17 protein-coding genes are annotated in these 16,864 nt (G+C 36.0%); 1 reads left to right on the forward strand and 16 read right to left on the reverse strand.

The features are described 5' to 3' along the window. Positions 1 to 85: 85 nt before the first annotated feature. The 5 genes from AC6IWN_RS13250 to AC6IWN_RS13270 all read right to left on the reverse strand — a co-directional run bounded on the left by AC6IWN_RS13250 (position 86) and on the right by AC6IWN_RS13270 (position 4,579). Positions 86 to 982, reverse strand: a complete 897-nt coding sequence (locus tag AC6IWN_RS13250; protein WP_497987888.1) for a LysR family transcriptional regulator — start codon at positions 980 to 982, stop codon at positions 86 to 88. 56 nt (positions 983 to 1,038) lie between these two features. Continuing rightward, complete coding sequence (locus AC6IWN_RS13255) at positions 1,039 to 1,941, reverse strand: sensor histidine kinase (protein WP_497987889.1); 903 nt, start codon at positions 1,939 to 1,941, stop codon at positions 1,039 to 1,041. 142 nt (positions 1,942 to 2,083) lie between these two features. Further along, on the reverse strand, positions 2,084 to 2,881 hold the full coding sequence (locus AC6IWN_RS13260) for a hypothetical protein (RefSeq protein WP_497987890.1): 798 nt from the start codon (positions 2,879 to 2,881) through the stop codon (positions 2,084 to 2,086). Beyond that, entirely contained in the window at positions 2,874 to 3,797 is a 924-nt protein-coding gene (locus tag AC6IWN_RS13265; RefSeq protein ID WP_497987891.1) for an ABC transporter ATP-binding protein, read from the reverse strand. Before AC6IWN_RS13265 ends, AC6IWN_RS13260 begins: the two co-directional genes overlap by 8 nt. A gap of 101 nt (positions 3,798 to 3,898) precedes the next feature. Beyond that, on the reverse strand, positions 3,899 to 4,579 hold the full coding sequence (locus AC6IWN_RS13270; protein WP_497987892.1) for a response regulator transcription factor: 681 nt from the start codon (positions 4,577 to 4,579) through the stop codon (positions 3,899 to 3,901). Positions 4,580 to 4,891: 312 nt separating this feature from the next. On the opposite strand from AC6IWN_RS13270, the gene AC6IWN_RS13275 reads away from it, so the two are divergent. Beyond that, positions 4,892 to 5,095 (forward strand): heavy-metal-associated domain-containing protein, encoded by a 204-nt coding sequence (locus AC6IWN_RS13275; protein ID WP_497987893.1) that lies wholly within the window; start codon positions 4,892 to 4,894, stop codon positions 5,093 to 5,095. Positions 5,096 to 5,320: 225 nt separating this feature from the next. Here AC6IWN_RS13275 and AC6IWN_RS13280 read toward each other — a convergent pair whose 3' ends face one another. The 11 genes from AC6IWN_RS13280 to AC6IWN_RS13330 all read right to left on the reverse strand — a co-directional run bounded on the left by AC6IWN_RS13280 (position 5,321) and on the right by AC6IWN_RS13330 (position 16,678). Beyond that, positions 5,321 to 6,151, reverse strand: coding sequence for a class I SAM-dependent methyltransferase (locus tag AC6IWN_RS13280; RefSeq protein ID WP_497987894.1), 831 nt, complete (start codon positions 6,149 to 6,151; stop codon positions 5,321 to 5,323). A gap of 242 nt (positions 6,152 to 6,393) precedes the next feature. Next, positions 6,394 to 7,827: an adenylosuccinate lyase gene (gene purB / locus AC6IWN_RS13285; protein WP_497987895.1), complete on the reverse strand. Its 1,434-nt coding sequence runs from the start codon at positions 7,825 to 7,827 to the stop codon at positions 6,394 to 6,396. Between the two features lie 148 nt (positions 7,828 to 7,975). After that, on the reverse strand, positions 7,976 to 9,040 hold the full coding sequence (locus AC6IWN_RS13290; protein ID WP_497987896.1) for an SGNH/GDSL hydrolase family protein: 1,065 nt from the start codon (positions 9,038 to 9,040) through the stop codon (positions 7,976 to 7,978). A 223-nt stretch (positions 9,041 to 9,263) separates the two neighbouring features. Beyond that, complete coding sequence (gene purF / locus AC6IWN_RS13295; protein ID WP_497987897.1) at positions 9,264 to 10,703, reverse strand: amidophosphoribosyltransferase; 1,440 nt, start codon at positions 10,701 to 10,703, stop codon at positions 9,264 to 9,266. A 183-nt stretch (positions 10,704 to 10,886) separates the two neighbouring features. Further along, complete coding sequence (gene purC / locus AC6IWN_RS13300) at positions 10,887 to 11,594, reverse strand: phosphoribosylaminoimidazolesuccinocarboxamide synthase (protein WP_497987898.1); 708 nt, start codon at positions 11,592 to 11,594, stop codon at positions 10,887 to 10,889. Between the two features lie 308 nt (positions 11,595 to 11,902). Then, the gene (locus AC6IWN_RS13305) at positions 11,903 to 12,370 is read right to left on the reverse strand and encodes a hypothetical protein (protein ID WP_497987899.1); all 468 of its coding nucleotides are present in this window, start codon (positions 12,368 to 12,370) and stop codon (positions 11,903 to 11,905) included. A 10-nt stretch (positions 12,371 to 12,380) separates the two neighbouring features. Further along, positions 12,381 to 12,743, reverse strand: coding sequence for a hypothetical protein (locus tag AC6IWN_RS13310; RefSeq protein ID WP_497987900.1), 363 nt, complete (start codon positions 12,741 to 12,743; stop codon positions 12,381 to 12,383). A gap of 322 nt (positions 12,744 to 13,065) precedes the next feature. After that, positions 13,066 to 13,875, reverse strand: coding sequence for a hypothetical protein (locus AC6IWN_RS13315; protein WP_497987901.1), 810 nt, complete (start codon positions 13,873 to 13,875; stop codon positions 13,066 to 13,068). A 190-nt stretch (positions 13,876 to 14,065) separates the two neighbouring features. Continuing rightward, positions 14,066 to 14,704 (reverse strand): matrixin family metalloprotease, encoded by a 639-nt coding sequence (locus AC6IWN_RS13320; RefSeq protein ID WP_497987902.1) that lies wholly within the window; start codon positions 14,702 to 14,704, stop codon positions 14,066 to 14,068. A gap of 484 nt (positions 14,705 to 15,188) precedes the next feature. Beyond that, positions 15,189 to 16,124, reverse strand: a complete 936-nt coding sequence (locus tag AC6IWN_RS13325) for a hypothetical protein (RefSeq protein WP_497987903.1) — start codon at positions 16,122 to 16,124, stop codon at positions 15,189 to 15,191. After that, on the reverse strand, positions 16,121 to 16,678 hold the full coding sequence (locus AC6IWN_RS13330) for an RNA polymerase sigma factor (protein WP_497987904.1): 558 nt from the start codon (positions 16,676 to 16,678) through the stop codon (positions 16,121 to 16,123). Before AC6IWN_RS13330 ends, AC6IWN_RS13325 begins: the two co-directional genes overlap by 4 nt. Positions 16,679 to 16,864: the final 186 nt, after the last annotated feature.

The following is a 16,864-nucleotide window of genomic DNA, read 5'->3' on the forward strand; positions in this document are numbered from 1 at the left end:
ATAGTGAAAGATTTTTCTTTCACTCTTTCTTCCAAGTGTTTATCATATTATCATTATTTTTGTTCTGTATAAATCTTACCATACACTATTTTTCAATCCCATTCTCCATCATGTTCAGTAATTCTTTTGCCGCGGTAGAGATTGGATTTGAGTTACCTGTTATGATACAAAAGTTACGTTTTGGAATATTAGAATCAAACTTTAACTCAAAAAGTTCTCCACTCGCTAACGCCTCGTCAGCAAAATCCCTTACCACACATCCGATGCCCAGATTACGTGTTGCAAATCGAACAATGATATCACTCATGGCTAGTTCAAATTCAGGCTTTAGTGTAACCTCATTCTTTTGAAGAAATTCATCAATAAATTTTCTGGAGCTTGTATTACTTTCAAGGCAAATAATCGGAAGCTCTTCCAAGGAACGATATGATAGTGTTTCTCCCTTCAGATATTCGAATAACTTTCCTCCGACGAAGACATCCTGAATCTCTCTTACCTTCCTAACCTCCACCTCCTGCTTCCCTTCAAAAGGCTCACTGACAATACCAAAATCGATCTTCCCTTCATACAGGTATTCTAGTGTGTCCGGTGTCGGAGCATTTGTCACAGTTACCTTAATCTTTGGATGTCTACTATGGAATTTCTCCAGATACGGCAGAAGATAGAATTGTAGGGTCATGTCACTAGCTCCAATACGAATTTCACCATTCTCCAGATCGAGCATCTTTTTAAACTTTTCTTCACCCAATAAAATGTACTCATAACCTCTTTGAACATAGCTAAAAAGCACTTCTCCCTCAGGCGTAAGCTTAACCCCCTTAGGAATACGAATAAAAAGCTTACTACCCAGATGTGTCTCAAGTAATTTGATTGCCTGACTGACTGCCGGCTGTGAGATACACAAAGACTCCCCGGCCTGGGTAAAGCTACCTATCTTCGCTACATAATAGAAGATCCGATAATATTCCAAATCAATATTCATATAATTACTCCTTATGGATACCGCATTGATTATATGTATATATTATACCATCTTATTTATTCCAAAGTAAACAACGAATCAAATATCACACTTACCTCCAACAAATTTCCTTTCATCCTTGCCTTCGTATATCCACCCAGCTGCTCAGTAAGAAGCTTTACGATGGACAGCCCCAGTCCGGTTGAATGATTCCTGGAACGATCCGCGGTGTAGAAGCGGTCGAATAATTTCGTTACATCGATCTCCGATGGGTTTTTTACCTGATTGCAAAATGAAAGACATGCATTTTTATCCTGAGAAATCGTAACCATTATATCACCCTGTGAATGCTGAATGCAGTTACGGATGAGATTCTGAACGATACGGGTAACCATCTCCCTGTCCGCCATAAGATAAATGGGTGGTGTATTATCATTAAACTCTACCCTCAGATGTTTCTCCTCCAAGGTAGTGATAGAATCAACCAAACACTCGGTCACAAGATTTGTCAGATTAATTCTTTCTTTGTTTTGTTCCTGCTCACTATTTAATAAATAAGAATATTCAAAGAAGTGCTCAATCAATTGACCAAGCTCATTCGCCCGGTTCTCTGCTATGGTAATTTTATTTCTTTGATCCGGAGTCAAATCCTCACCGCTCAGTAATTGTTGATACCCCTTAATCGCAGTAAGTGGTGTCCTCAAATCATGGGAGATGTTCGCTATCATTTCCCGAAAACGCTTCTCCTCCCGAATTGCGTTAAGACGGAGGGTTTCCTCCGCCTTAAAACATTGATTCATATTGTTTGCCAGTCTATTCAGCTCCGAATTAATAAGTTCCAGTGTAATAGGTTGACGTGAGTGTTCTACAATCCTTTTTTCCAACTGTTTGTTCATATTCCGTATCTGTAGTAAAATGCTTATCAGATATAGGATTAAAAACAGAATGATAACCACCATTATCCCGATGATGTACAACATCTCATGCCCTCCATCTTATTTAAAAATATAACACTAATTGTTCTCCCTTTGTATCTCTTCTTTACTTGTATCTCTTCTTTGCTTGTATCTCTTCTTTACTTCTATCTTGCGTCATTTACTATTGCTCTGGATATCCTATATGTCACTTAATCTCTGCTTTTCTAAACATCTGATAAGTAAGTTCCCCGATTATTATAAGAAATACCACACTGCTGATGGATGCTTTGATTAAAAGTTCTGCTTTGCTTTGCAAATTAATCAACATGAAATCCGATGAATAAGGAGTCAGTTTTACGACAGTCGTTATAACCGGAATATCCTTCAGTAACCGAATAAATAAATCAACCAATCCGTTAAATACAAATCCAAAGGCTAAGATTGCTACCGATTTCCTTACCTTAAAGGCCAATAATAAACAAATACTTAATCTTGCAGCGTACACCAATATAGTCACCAAAGAGATACATATTATTTTTGAGATCATATCAAAGGTAACCTTCGATCCGGAGATATCATATAGGATTCGAATAAACATCGAAGGGACAAATGGTTTCGTAAATTCTGCACCCGTACAAACTGCTATTATTGTCGCAACCGCGTAAGGCAGCAACAATAACGCCAACACGATAACATATATAACAACCTTACTGATTACTACCATTCTTCTACCATTTCCATTCGCAATGGAGCTATGGATCGTCTTTGTATCAAAGTCACTGGAAACTAAAATTCCTGCCATAAGAGAACCGAGTAAGGATATAATACAGACCTCCGTTAAGCCGGAGGCATTCCCGCTTATACTCTCACTAAGTGTTCCAACTGCTATAAAATGCGATATCACAATAAGGGATACTCCACTGATCATACTTAACAGAAAGCATACTCGAAATGCAGTTGATTTGCTCAATTTATATATTTCCGCATAAATCAAATTAAGCATTCTGACCACCTCCGATCATGGATATAAAATAGTTCTCCAAGGTATCACCTTCAATTGAAAACCCTGTTATAATAATACCATTCTCATAGAGAACTTTCGCCACTTGGCTCTTCTGTTCCAGATAATCGTAGAGTTTTATGCTTTGATCAGGCATTACTTTATAATTAGTCGTATCTAGCTTTGATTCGAGGACATATATCAGCTTTTCACATTCTTCACATTCAATTCTGATGTGCTTTTTGCAGTTTTCCTCCAGCTCCTCCAGGGTCAATGTCTTTTTGATCCTTCCCTGATCAATGATGATATAGTCTGTGGCTGTCTGATATAATTCAGGAAGATTATGACTGGAGATCAATATTGTCATATTTCGTTCTTCACACATCTTTTTAATTAGATTACGTACTTCTACCACACCCAGTGGGTCAAGTCCATTTACCGGTTCATCAAGGATCAATAATTCCGGGTCACCAAGTAATGCAATTGCGATTCCCAGACGCTGCTTCATGCCTAGGGAGAAGTCTTTGACCTTCTTTCTACCGGTTCCACTTAGTCCTACTAAGTTAAGTAATTCTTCATCTATTGTCTCATTGGGAATTCCCTTAATAATTCTATGAAGTTTCAAATTCTCCTTCGCTGTCATATTCCCATTCATACTTGGGTTCTCAATCAGCGTACCAATTCTCTTTAACTCGGTTTGCAATTCCTTAGGCTCGGAATGTCCGAACAATTCAACGTTTCCACTTGTCGGAAAGCTCAATCCGCTGATTAACCTCATTAATGTGGTCTTACCCGCACCATTTTGTCCAATTAACCCATATATTTTACACTGGTCTAATGATATCGTAACATCCCTAAGGGCGTGAAAGTTGCGATAGCTTTTTGTTAAGTTATATGTTTTTAATACACACTCTTTCATGATTCCTCTCCTTACCAAAACTATTCTATGAGCCATAGTATACGGACTTACTGTTTAGAAAAGGATAAGAAAAAAACAAAAAGGGTAAAGAAAAGGATAAATTATTCTGCCAACTTACAAAGACGGTATCCAATCCCCCAAACCGTCTCTATATACTCATCGTCAGGATTTACCTTTTTTAGCTTACTACGCAAATTACTCATATGGGTTTTTACCGCATTATCATCGCCTAAATATTCCTCTCCCCATATTGTCTCGTAGATATTCGCCTTCGAAAAGACCTTCCCCTGATTCGTCAGGAAAAGCTCAAGAATAAAATACTCTTTTGCAGTTAGCACCAATTCTTCAGAATTAATCGTAACTCGTTTTATTCTTTGATCAATAATCAAATCTCTATAGGTCAGGACAGAATTTTCTTTTTTATGTACTCTTCGAAGATGGGATGAAACTCTCGCTGATACCTCACCCAAATCAAATGGCTTTGTTATATAATCATCCGCTCCCCACCTTAATAAATCAATTTTGGTTGATACCATATCCTTAGCTGATATGATAATTACAGGCATCTCACTATAGGTACGAAGCTCCTTTAATATCTCATCTCCACTTACATAGGGCAGCATGATATCCAAAAGCAACAAATCAAACTCTTTGGATTTCAATAGTTTCCCTCCACTTATTCCATCAAATGCTGATTCCACCTCGTACCCATCCTTAACCAAACTCTCTTTTAAGAGCAGATTTACATCCTTATTATCCTCAATAATCAGAATTCTGTCCATAATCCTCCTCCAGATGAAGCATCCATAAATTATGAATTATCATTTGTAAAACATGTTTATTATACTGCAAGAAAGGTAAGCTATCTATAAAATTTTAAAATTCTTTTACACAGTCTTAGATTAAAAACTCTGCCATTCGCCCGACACAGGTACCTAGATTTTGAAAATTATAAATTCCAAATTTTTATTAGTAAATTAATACAACTTATCCTATAAAACCTCCATTATAGTTATGATAAAAACGATTACAAATCCAAAAACTATCAAGGATAATAAATCATGTAATTTTCGATACAAGAAAGGATGATAAATATGAACAATATTCATTATAATGTGAGCGGATTAACCAGCAATCTCGTGAAAACTCAGATAAAAAATTCTTTAGAAAAAATAGATGGTATTCAGATGGTTAATATTGATCTTCATCGTGGAACCGTTGAAGTGGGCTTTAATGAACCCGCCGCGGAAGGAGAAATCAAGAACACAATTGAACATACCGGTTGTAAGGTTCAGTAAAGACGAAGGGGATGTTGCAAAATAAATAATTCTATTTAGGAACAATGTTATTTGCCTCACACACAGGTTGGAAGGACAGCATTCATATTTTGTATTTCGCTGTCGTACATAAAAGTACGCCTTCGAAAATACAAAATTATGAATACAATCTTCCAAACAGTACATTATGACAATATAATATTACTCCAACAAATTCTTTGTTTTGCAACATCCCCGATTTAATATTTATTTGGTGGCTACTACGCAGATAATGTTACCTTCATTACTATACTCTGCTCCTGTCACATCCCCATAGAAATCTATATATTTAAACCCTGCTTTCTCAAAGTCCAAGATGATTTCTTCCCTAGTAAAAGTGTGTTCCCAAATATTATAACAATTGACTTCTTTCTCAGTTATGATAATACTCTGTCTGAGCATGGTGTTTGTATCATCATATCGATATAACGAGTTGAGACACATATGTGGAACAGGCGACCAGAAGTCTCCATCATTATAATCCCAACTATTTGATTCCGGCCTGTTATCATATTCTCTGGATGTAAATACATCCACTATAAATTTTCCACCTGACTTCAATCCGCGATAAATCTTCTGAAGAATCATCGCCCTATCCTCATCCGATAACACACCAAAATCACAATAAATCAAAGTAATAATATCAAACTCTTCCTCATAAGACATGTCTAAATAATTCATGTTGCTATATACAATATCTGAACTATTCTTCATTGCAGTTTGCACCGCATAATCTATTGAACGCTTTGAAAGATCTATTCCGGTAACTTGATATCCCTTCTGATAAAACTTCTCCGCATAAATACCAGGACCACATCCCATATCGAGTAATTTACCAAATTGATCCGGTGGTGAAACCTTTGTAACCCAATCTACGGAAGCATTTACGAAGGTTAAGTTTCTGGTTGCTCCGTCCACATTTGGATTTAGATGTGCCTCTAGCATACCTTTAGAGATATGTTCATCATCCCAGAATCTTGCAGAACTTTTCTCATAGAGTTTTGGTTTATTTAGATATTTAAATATATCTTTATTCATTGATAGCCCCCCATTATTATTCGCTATTTTTTATCAATTCCTACCCAAATTGATACTTGTATCTTTTTCTCTCATGAATTCAGAATAACCATTTTTCGCCATTATAGTTGTTCCCATATTATTTGTCAATACTATGAATAGCAAAAGCCATGAAGGAAACTTATTCTTTTCCGACATGGCTTTTTTGCTGTGCAACCAGGTTGATGATTGCATTATATTAAGATTACTGTATTACAAGATTATCACACTTTAATATCCGCTTTTAAACCCAGCGCATCCTTATTCTCATCAAGAATAGGCTGGATTACATCACGGATGAATTCTTCTGTCTGTTCCTTTGCTCGTCCTGTGTACTTTGCAGGATCCATTGTACTCTTTAACTCTTCTAAAGTCATGTTAAAGGAAGGGTCTGCTGCAATCAGTTCAAGAAGATTATTTTCAAGACCTTTTTCTTTTACATTTCTACCAGCTTCCATGGATAAGGTACGAATTTTTTCATGAAGCTCCTGTCTGTCTCCTCCGGCCTTTACCGCATCCATCATAATATTCTCGGTAGCCATGAATGGAAGCTCCTGCATAAGGCGTCTCTCAATAACTTTCGGATAAACCACAAGACCATCCACGACATTCATATATAGATCTAATATTCCGTCAATTGCTAAGAATGCTTCCGGTACACTGATACGCTTATTCGCGGAATCATCTAACGTTCTTTCAAACCACTGAGTAGAGGTCGTGAGTGCAGGATTTAAAGCATCCACCATAACATAGTTTGCGAGGGAAGCAATACGCTCACTTCTCATCGGATTTCTCTTATATGCCATCGCAGAGGAACCAATCTGATTTTTCTCAAACGGCTCTTCAATTTCCTTTAAGTGCTGTAATAAACGAATATCATTTGAGAACTTATGTGCACTTGCCGCAATTCCTGCAAGAATATTTAACACTCTGTAATCAACTTTTCTGGAGTAGGTCTGTCCGGATACCGGATAGCAACCGGAGAAGCCTATCTTATCAGCGATTATTTGATCCAGCTTCTTTATGCGGTCATGATCACCATCAAATAATTCAAGGAAGCTTGCCTGTGTACCTGTAGTACCCTTTGAACCAAGTAATTGCATGCTATCAATAATATAACAAATATCATCATAATCAAGCTTTAATTCCATTAACCATAATGCAGCTCTTTTACCAACGGTAGTCGGCTGAGCAGGCTGAAAATGAGTAAACGCAAGTGTCGGAAGGGAACGATATTCTATCGCAAACTTCGAAAGCTCAGCCATAACATTGATCAGCTTTTTCTTCACAAGCTTTAACGCTTCAGTCATAACAATAATATCGGTGTTGTCACCAACGTAACAGGAGGTTGCACCAAGATGGATAATTCCCTTTGCCTTAGGGCACTGCTCACCATATGCATAAACATGGGACATAACATCATGACGAACTAATGCTTCTCGCTCCCTTGCCACCTCATAATTAATATTATCCTGTGACGCTTTCAGCTCATCGATTTGTTCCTGTGTAATATTTAAACCAAGTTCCTTTTCGGCTTCTGCCAAAGCAACCCAAAGCTTTCTCCAGGTTTTAAATTTCATATCCGGCGAAAAGATATACTGCATTTCCTTACCGGCATAACGCTCGGATAACGGAGACATGTATTTATCGTTACTCATCTTTCCTACCCCTTTCTTCTCTCAGTAATTATTTTTCAACTTTACTTTATTGTTATTCATACTAAATTGAATATGCTTGACTTATCACGAATGTTTCAAATGACAAACTTATGAGTGTAAATTATACTATTTATATACCACTCTATTCTTACCAGTTCATAATTTCTCGTAACCTTTCCTCAAGCTTATGAGCCATCTTATTATGCGTAATCTTACTAGGATGCCAGTCTATACCGATGTCGTCCTCTTCCAGCTGAACATCAAATTCCATATAGTGAATATGCTGCTCCCCTTCTGATATAAACCTTGTTACCTGTGCTTCAATCTCACCGCACAATTCCTGACCCATTGCACCTAAGGTACATACAATCTCAGTGGTCGGATTATTGGAACGAATATATTTTAAAAATCGATAATATTCTTTTCCGAATGCATTAATTCTATCCGATAGGTTCTTTGTATAGCTTGCATCATTGGTTCCGAGATTAATCACGATACAGTCCGGTACAAAGGGATCGTACTCCCAAGCCTTTGGCATATCATTACCAAGTGCAAGGTCGGTTGCCTTGTCCGTATACGGATACATTGCAGGCATCAGCCATTCATCGTTCGCTGAATCCTCCTCTGTATAATTTGATATCACTCCAATTCCACTCCATGAAATCAAATGATAATCCGCATTAAGAGCCCGTGCCGTTATCGCAGCATACCCTTCCCATGGATTTTCTGTTGAAGTATCAAACTCGTCCTGATTCCATACGCCTTCATTTCCATACCCACAAGTTATAGAATCTCCGATATATTCAATTCGCCGCTCTCTTTTTAATGTGGGTCTTGGAGGTTGTTCTCCATCAATTATAATTGACTTAATCCCAATCTTTCCAAAGGCCACTTCAGAGTATTTTACCAAGGTAAGTTTTCTTTCTTTGGGAGACGTATTTGTAGCTGCCTTCTCTTCAAAGAGAAGATACGTTCCTTCCTGATCCACAGCAATTCGCTTCACAGGCTCTTGTCCATCATCGACAAACACCCCTATCCAGGCTTTACAACTACTCTCTAACAAGGATGAATTGGTCCAAAGCTCCGCTTCCACCCGATTGCCTGTAAATAAAAATTCTATTGAGGAACAGGAATAATTCATGTATCGAACACCATCGTAAAACAGTGTTCTTCCTGTTACATTCACATAGTTATTATCTGCAGCAAATCTCATAAAAACAACCTTGTCCTTCCTCATAACTTAATATACATACTGTTAACACACATACTCTTTGTGTTAGTTTATGCCGATAATTCCGCAGTCACAAACGTTGAGATGTAAAAAATGCATTTCGATAATTCATCCACCTTAATACACAAACTTGTTAATGTGAATTATGCTTTTCAATAATTCACATTAACAGCAAGATTAGTATATTATAACATATCTTTTTAATTTACGCCTCATAATCTCCGCGAATGTCTTCCTTCGGTGGTTCAATTGGATAATTACCGGTAAAGCAAGCATCACAATATCCTATATCTCCACCAATCATCTCACTCAGTCGCTCAACATCCAGATAACCGAGGGAATCAGCACCAATCATATCCCTGATCTGATCAACTGTATTGTTATGAGCGATTAATTGATCACCGGTTGGAACGTCGGTTCCAAAATAACATGGATGTAAGAATGGAGGTGAGCTGATTCTTACATGCACTTCGGTAGCTCCAGCTTTCTTTAACATTCTGACAATCTTCTCACTGGTAGTACCACGAACAATGGAATCGTCTATCATAACAACCCTCTTACCCCTTACTACCTCAGCCAGAACATTCAGTTTAATTCGAACACTGGAGGTACGCATGGACTGTTTTGGCTTAATGAAAGTTCTTCCCACATAACTGTTCTTTACAAATGCCATTCCAAACGGAATTGCAGATTCTAGAGCATAACCCATAGCAGCTGCATTACCGGAATCCGGAACACCGACTACAACATCCGCTTCTACCGGATAAGTCTGTGCAAGAATTCTACCGGCCATAATTCTGGAATTGTATACGCTTACTCCATCAAAGGTAGTATCCGGTCTGGAAAAATAGATATATTCAAAAATACATTTTGCAGCCTTCTGACCACATTGAGAGGTATCGGAATGAATTCCATTCTCATCGATCATCACTACTTCACCCGGTAATACATCACGTATAAATTCCGCATCAGCAGCATGTAATGCAGCTGTTTCAGAAGCTAAAATGTATGCATTCTTTCTCTTTCCAATTACTAACGGGTGAAAACCAAATGGATCTCTGGCTCCCATCAGCTTTCTTGGGCTCATTATTACTAAAGAATATGCGCCGCTTATTTTCTTCATCGCTCTTGCTACTGCTTCTTCCGCAGTTGCAGAGTTTAAACGCTCTCTTGCAATGTGGTATGCGATGACCTCTGAATCAATCGTGGTCTGGAATATCGCTCCCGTATATTCTAACTCTTTTCTCAATGCAGGTGTGTTCACTAAATTACCGTTATGAGCAAGTGCTAATGTTCCTTTTACATAATTTAAAACTAAGGGCTGAGTATTTGCAATATTACTTTCACCTGCTGTAGAATAGCGAACATGTCCAACACCGATATTTCCGCCTGTTATTTTATCCAAATGCTCCGGCGTGAAGACTTCGCTGACCAGACCCATTCCCTTCCAAGCCTTAACCGTTCCTTTTGGGCCCTCGGTATCACTTACTGCAATACCGCAGCTTTCCTGCCCTCTATGTTGAAGTGCAAACAAACCATAATAAATTGTGGAGGCTACATCATTGCCATCCAGATCATATACTCCAAAAACGCCACATTCTTCATGTATTTCATCAGGATTATAACTGTTATATTCAAAATTCATGAGCACGAACCTTCCTCTCAATCAATAGTAATGACCAATCATCATTCCCTATTATGCCATGTAGTTCTTAAGCAATAGTCTCATTCAATGTTTCCAAAGTTAGGATGAGGCTGCCCAAATCCTCGAACAGCCTCATAAGTATCTATCTGTGACAAGCTTCGCTGCTTATCCTATTCTTATCTATTATATTCCTAAACGCTTGAATACTTCAACATAAGCCTCTTCAACATCGCCCATATCTCTACGGAAACGATCTTTATCAAGCTTAGCATGTGTATTTACATCCCAAAGTCTACAGGTGTCCGGAGAGATTTCATCCGCAAGGATAATCTGCCCGTCAGTGGTCTTGCCGAATTCAATCTTAAAGTCGATTAATTCGATGCCCTTTTCTTCTAAGTATTTGCAAAGGAAATCATTTACCTTAAATGTCAATTCTGTAATACGTTCAATCTCTTCTCTTGTAGCGATGCCGATTGCAATTGCATAGTAGTCATTGATCATTGGATCACCCAAAGCATCATCCTTATAAGAGAACTCTAAAGTAGGAGCCTTTAAACGAATACCTTCTTCCATGCCCAACTTCTTTGCAAAGCTACCTGCAGATACGTTTCTTACAATAACTTCAAGAGGAACGATAGTAACCTTTTTAACTGCGGTTTCACGGTCGCTTAACTCTTCTACAAAGTGAGTCGGTACGCCTTCCTTCTCAAGGAGACTCATAAGGTGATTGGACATTCTATTATTTACAACGCCTTTACCTACAATAGTTCCCTTCTTTAGCCCGTTAAATGCAGTGGCGTCATCTTTATAATCAACGATATAAACGTCTTCCACATCTGTTTTATAAACCTTTTTTGCTTTTCCTTCATAGAGCATGTCTAATTTTTCCATTGCAACTGCCACCTATCCTTTACTATATTTTCGATATAATACTTTAGAAGCCATCCGTTACACTTACATATTATAATAAACCGTCACGGCTTCGCAACAGGATTTTGATGTTTTAAAGTTGAAATGAATAAATTTGTATATATGCACAAAACACAGGTCGTTTTTTCACCCTTTTATATCACATTATTCGATACAAAAAACGTCCCAAAATCCCATTAATTAAGCACGTTTATGTTATTTATAACCCTCATTAATAAATGATTTTTTGATGATTGTTTTTACATTTTTTATGAGATAAAATTCATCGATTAGCTGATCCATTGACTACTTTTTTTAATATTCCATGTTTCTCCGTTCCACTTCGCCTTTGCATTATCACTTCCGACCGCTCCATCCCCTGATCTCCATTTACTAATCGAATAGGAGATCTCGCCATTATCTTTACTTAATTTCACATGAGATATGGTAATTAGAATACCATCTTTAAATATAAGGTTTTGCTTGTCAATTATCCCCTGTGCTGACAATTCATCCATTGTCCCTTCTTTAATCTCTACGTTATATTTTAAATTCATTCGCCCAAGCACAATCTTCTTCTCATTCTCCTCTAAACCGATCCACCCTGAAGTGTCCACAACAATTATTTTGATATTACCATTCAAACCGTTATCCTCTTGATAAATATCATCAATCATTGCTAAGTATCCATCTGTAATTTTATTATGTCCAATTACTTTTACCGAAAATGCACCAATTTGCGCCGGATAAGAATCCAACATTCTACCGTTATAGGTTATCTCGATGATATCCCCTGGTTTTCAAATCCTCTGCTTTCATCTTTTTCCCTTGCTTATTCGTAATTACCGCATCAACAAGACTTACCGACATTTTGTCAGAGGATTTATACTCATCACTTGCATAATGAGGTGCGATCAATAACCCATTCTTATTATCGATTATTTCCCCAGTAAACCGAACCTTACCACCCTTTTTTAAAGTACCCTGATTACTTTGTAATGAGTCACTTGTAGGTTTATTAGTCACATGATCCAATCCTTGGCTTATGGGCTTAATCGATCCACACCCTGCTATTATTAACACCATCAATATAATCGGTAATATTCTCATTGCCTTCTTCAAATAAAACACATTCCCTTCCATTGAGACCACTAAAATCCATATTATATTATATTCGTAACCTCAACATCCTTAACGATAATCTTTATCAGGGATTACTTATCTATTTATAAGTCATTTTAATTAGACTCTTTACTCTCTGAAATGATTCCATATATAAATATAGCCATATAACTCGCATTGACTAAATCCTCCTAAGATGAAAAATGATATGATCCTATGAAGTAGATTCTGGTTATTTACCATGTCTACTTCATAGGATCATATCATAAACGTCCTGAGAGGTTCTCTAAATGCTTCTTAGATGTCCTGCATTATAGCAGATGTCTCTACATTACCTAAAAGTTTGTATTTCTTGCTTTATATCATCTAGTGACATAGGTTCTTCCTTAGCAATATAATTTTCTCCTATTTTTTCAATGTTTGAACTTGCTTCCACACTTGGTATATATCTAGAATATAGATTTGTACTTTTATTCAATATATATTTACCCCTAAAATTACCGATCGGAACATAGCCACCTGCAACTCTTCCAGATGTCTTTTTTTTGCCTAAAAACACAATATAATTATCCCCTTCCAAAGATAATGGTGCATTTGCTAGTGATACTAATAATACACCATTTTCAATTTTATCCTTGGATATTTTTTCAAAATGATCATCACCATATTCATTTATAAATGTTTTCATTCTCACGTACCCATTTGACTCACCAATACTAATCAAACTACCTGCCTTTATATCACCTTTAAGTGTTTCAGAAATCTTAAACTTATAAATTGTTCTTGGTATAGCATCATCATCTGTATATTCAACCGTCTCAACCTTTCCAACAACTACGTTATTTGCTTTATCATAAATTGTATTCAAATCAGGAAAGGATTCAACAAAATCTGCTGTACCCTTTGATTCTTGTAAAACTTTTTTACCATTAAGACTAAATGCATTTTTTAATGATATAGTGTTATCAACAATCTTGTTGTCTGTGGTAACAGAAACATTAGCTTGAACTTCTTTAGCCCTATTTGTCATAATGCTTGTGTTTGGTCGCATTGCCTCTTCCTTTTTACTACCACATGCAGTTACAAATAATGCACCAACAATAAACATAACATTTAAGAAAATAAACATAACTTTCTTCATAGCTTCCTCCTAAAATATTTTCCCTGTATGATTCTTTGATCGTTAACCATTGAGTATAACAACTTAAATTAATATAAACTCTCATTAAAAACTAGAAACAATATAAGAATAAAGTTCACTCTTAAAAATATTTACATCTTATTTCATTATATGTAGTGCAAAAAGTGACATTTTACTTATTATACCTTTATTAATATAGAAAGTTTATACCATTCAACTCATCTTTTGTACAATGATCAGTCGTAACGGTGTCACCATATGGATACATCAAACAAGAAGAACTTTTAACGTGACACAAACCCATTGCATGTCCTATTTCATGAGCCGCAACACCCTTTTGCCTATTTATACCATTTACAGTTCTAGAAATATATGTATAGTTTGGTTTGTTTAAAATTATCTGAGTCCATCCCCAATTTGAATTCGGGAAATAACCTATGTCCGCAAGCATATTCTGGTTTTTCCAAAACAAAGTAACGCCGTACACGCCCTCTTCTTCTTCATACTGACCTTTATAGTAAAAGTCAAATACACTGTCAGACTTTACAGTAGTTTTCTTTACTGATATCGGTGTGGTTATTCCCATAGATGATGTAGTATGTATCCATTCACTCCATGCTGAGCCAATATCCGTAGACATAGTTTTTGAACAGCTGCTGTCAACAAAGTAATACCTATTTGTATTACCATAGTTTCCAACTCCACCATTTAATACATGACCTGTGGTTTCATAAGCATAAGCAGTTTGTGTTCCTATTCCAATTGACATAATTACCATTCCAACTAAAATGGATTTTAATAGTTTTAATATCTTATTATTCTTTTTCATAATGTAGATTTTACTCTCCTTTCTTTTTTTAAATTTTACTATATAAGTAATTATATGTCAACCTAAGGCATATTTTGTAATTTTATACAATATATAAGACTGAAGGACTCTAGTATCAAATTTACTTAAATAATATATTATCAACCAAACTACGCCAATTTAATCAGAATAATGCAAACGTACATACCTCAATTATGAATTAACTTTGAAAGCAAATTCAATTTTATTATGTGCCTCCTAACTTCCCTATTGAATCCCCATTTTCCCCCTATTAATTCCGGGTTATTTTAGATTACTACACTTTCTTTTAGTTACAACTCATGTGTCTATTTTACTTTATAAAAATTTAAGACTTCTACCTCATGCTGTTACTGATGAATTGAATGGATATTCTTAGCTTTGTGTTCATTACGAAATTTTTACCCCCTAAATCTACGATATTTAATATCCAAATACCTAAAGTATAGATAATATTTTATTAATACTATTCTATAGATTTCCAATATCTATCAATCAACTGTTTTATTCCATTCTCAAATTCACTTGCTTTAAGTAATCGATATGAGTACATATCCGGTTTCTCCCCAGTAACAATCTTGTTGCTCTTTGATGCAATTGTATTCCATTCAGTACTAACCAAGTAATAACCGTCTTCTGTAACCTCAATTTGATTATGATATGGATAAATAATCCTAATATCAGAGTCATATCGGCTGTCACCACCTGCAATTTTTTTACCAAAATGTGTTATTTCAAAGGAAGACTTGTAAAGTGGAAACATATACGTGTGACCTACTTTAAGTAATACTACATTGTCAATTCCAATCGCATTTTCACATTCTATTTTTATAGTTTCGTTAGGGATTAGATTCCCGTACCAAGACCTCTTCACTTTTACATTGTAAATCACATGGGTTTCCTTCATTTTAAACTTACCGTTTTCCCCAAATTTGTCATCATAAATTTCATACTTATAACTTCTCAAATAAGCACCAATAATAGTACCCTCAATGATACTATCGCTTTTCCTCAACATATTTTCATCAAATATCGAAATGCTCATCGTTCCCATATTAACCTTATCAATTCCTACAATCTCCACATTGCTTTTGGGTATTTTCAAAGAACTATATCCAACTGAGCCCTGAGGTATTTCATTTTGTGAAGCATCAGGATTCTCAGTTATCTTACTGCGATTTAATGAATCTGTTAGCTTTTGTCCACTGGAATCGAATAAATTAAAATGACTCATTTGCGGCAAAGTATAAACCGTCAAACCAAAAGATACAGTAATCAGAACTGCTGCAGCCACTGCATATTTTATAAGTAGCGTTCTTCGTTTCGGTTTATATTCCTTAGCTTCATTAACATACTTTTCATCAATTTTGCTCAGATTTTCAAACATTTTCTCGTTATTCAAACAACAACACCCCTCTCTTCTAAATAATCTCTAAGTTTTTTTCGTAAGCGAAATAAAGTCGATGTCAACTTACTTTCTGACATATTCCATTCAAATGCAAGGTCTTTAATCGACTCACCATACCAATATCTCCTCACGAATAGAACACGATTATCAACAGATAATCGTTCCAAAAAAAAATTCAGTTCCTTTGTAATCTCCTTACTTTCAATTTCTCTATCAATTGAACTAATATGAGGAATTGTCTCATCAAGTTCTGAGAGAAGCTCTTCCATACAACTGTTACGCTTTTTTCTGTGTTTTTTTCGATACAAATCAAATGCAGTATTTCGCGTAATTTTACTTAAGAATGCAAAGAGACACCTTGGTGAATTTGGTGGAATACTCTCCCACGCCTTGAGCCAGGTATCATTAACGCATTCCGAAGCATCTTCTGAATTATGTAAAACATTCATCGCAATTTTGGATAAATATATTCCATATTTATTTATAGATTCTTCTATAGCTAGCTCAGAACGTGCCCAAAAAAGTGAAATTATTTGATCATCATCCATATTCATCCTCCATGTTTCATAAGTCCTTATATCTAGTAAGACGACATTTTTATTTGTATATTGCACTGCCAATAAAAATATATTATATATATATATATATATTCGCCATTTCATCCCAAAAGGTACTGATTTTGGGCTATATACACAAACAGATATCACTCCAATAATGGATTAATTCTTGTGGTA

This window comes from Variimorphobacter sp. HTMS_6 (genome assembly GCF_059717775.1).

What these genes read in the sequence shown, in the direction of transcription:
- AC6IWN_RS13250 (WP_497987888.1), bottom strand. Translation starts at nt 982, where the DNA reads ATGAATATTGATTTGGAATATTATCGGATCTTCTATTATGTAGCGAAG.
- AC6IWN_RS13255 (WP_497987889.1), bottom strand. Translation starts at nt 1,941, where the DNA reads ATGTTGTACATCATCGGGATAATGGTGGTTATCATTCTGTTTTTAATC.
- AC6IWN_RS13260 (WP_497987890.1), bottom strand. Translation starts at nt 2,881, where the DNA reads ATGCTTAATTTGATTTATGCGGAAATATATAAATTGAGCAAATCAACT.
- AC6IWN_RS13265 (WP_497987891.1), bottom strand. Translation starts at nt 3,797, where the DNA reads ATGAAAGAGTGTGTATTAAAAACATATAACTTAACAAAAAGCTATCGC.
- AC6IWN_RS13270 (WP_497987892.1), bottom strand. Translation starts at nt 4,579, where the DNA reads ATGGACAGAATTCTGATTATTGAGGATAATAAGGATGTAAATCTGCTC.
- AC6IWN_RS13275 (WP_497987893.1), top strand. Translation starts at nt 4,892, where the DNA reads ATGAACAATATTCATTATAATGTGAGCGGATTAACCAGCAATCTCGTG.
- AC6IWN_RS13280 (WP_497987894.1), bottom strand. Translation starts at nt 6,151, where the DNA reads ATGAATAAAGATATATTTAAATATCTAAATAAACCAAAACTCTATGAG.
- purB (WP_497987895.1), bottom strand. Translation starts at nt 7,827, where the DNA reads ATGAGTAACGATAAATACATGTCTCCGTTATCCGAGCGTTATGCCGGT.
- AC6IWN_RS13290 (WP_497987896.1), bottom strand. Translation starts at nt 9,040, where the DNA reads ATGAGATTTGCTGCAGATAATAACTATGTGAATGTAACAGGAAGAACA.
- purF (WP_497987897.1), bottom strand. Translation starts at nt 10,703, where the DNA reads ATGAATTTTGAATATAACAGTTATAATCCTGATGAAATACATGAAGAA.
- purC (WP_497987898.1), bottom strand. Translation starts at nt 11,594, where the DNA reads ATGGAAAAATTAGACATGCTCTATGAAGGAAAAGCAAAAAAGGTTTAT.
- AC6IWN_RS13315 (WP_497987901.1), bottom strand. Translation starts at nt 13,875, where the DNA reads ATGAAGAAAGTTATGTTTATTTTCTTAAATGTTATGTTTATTGTTGGT.
- AC6IWN_RS13320 (WP_497987902.1), bottom strand. Translation starts at nt 14,704, where the DNA reads ATGAAAAAGAATAATAAGATATTAAAACTATTAAAATCCATTTTAGTT.
- AC6IWN_RS13330 (WP_497987904.1), bottom strand. Translation starts at nt 16,678, where the DNA reads ATGGATGATGATCAAATAATTTCACTTTTTTGGGCACGTTCTGAGCTA.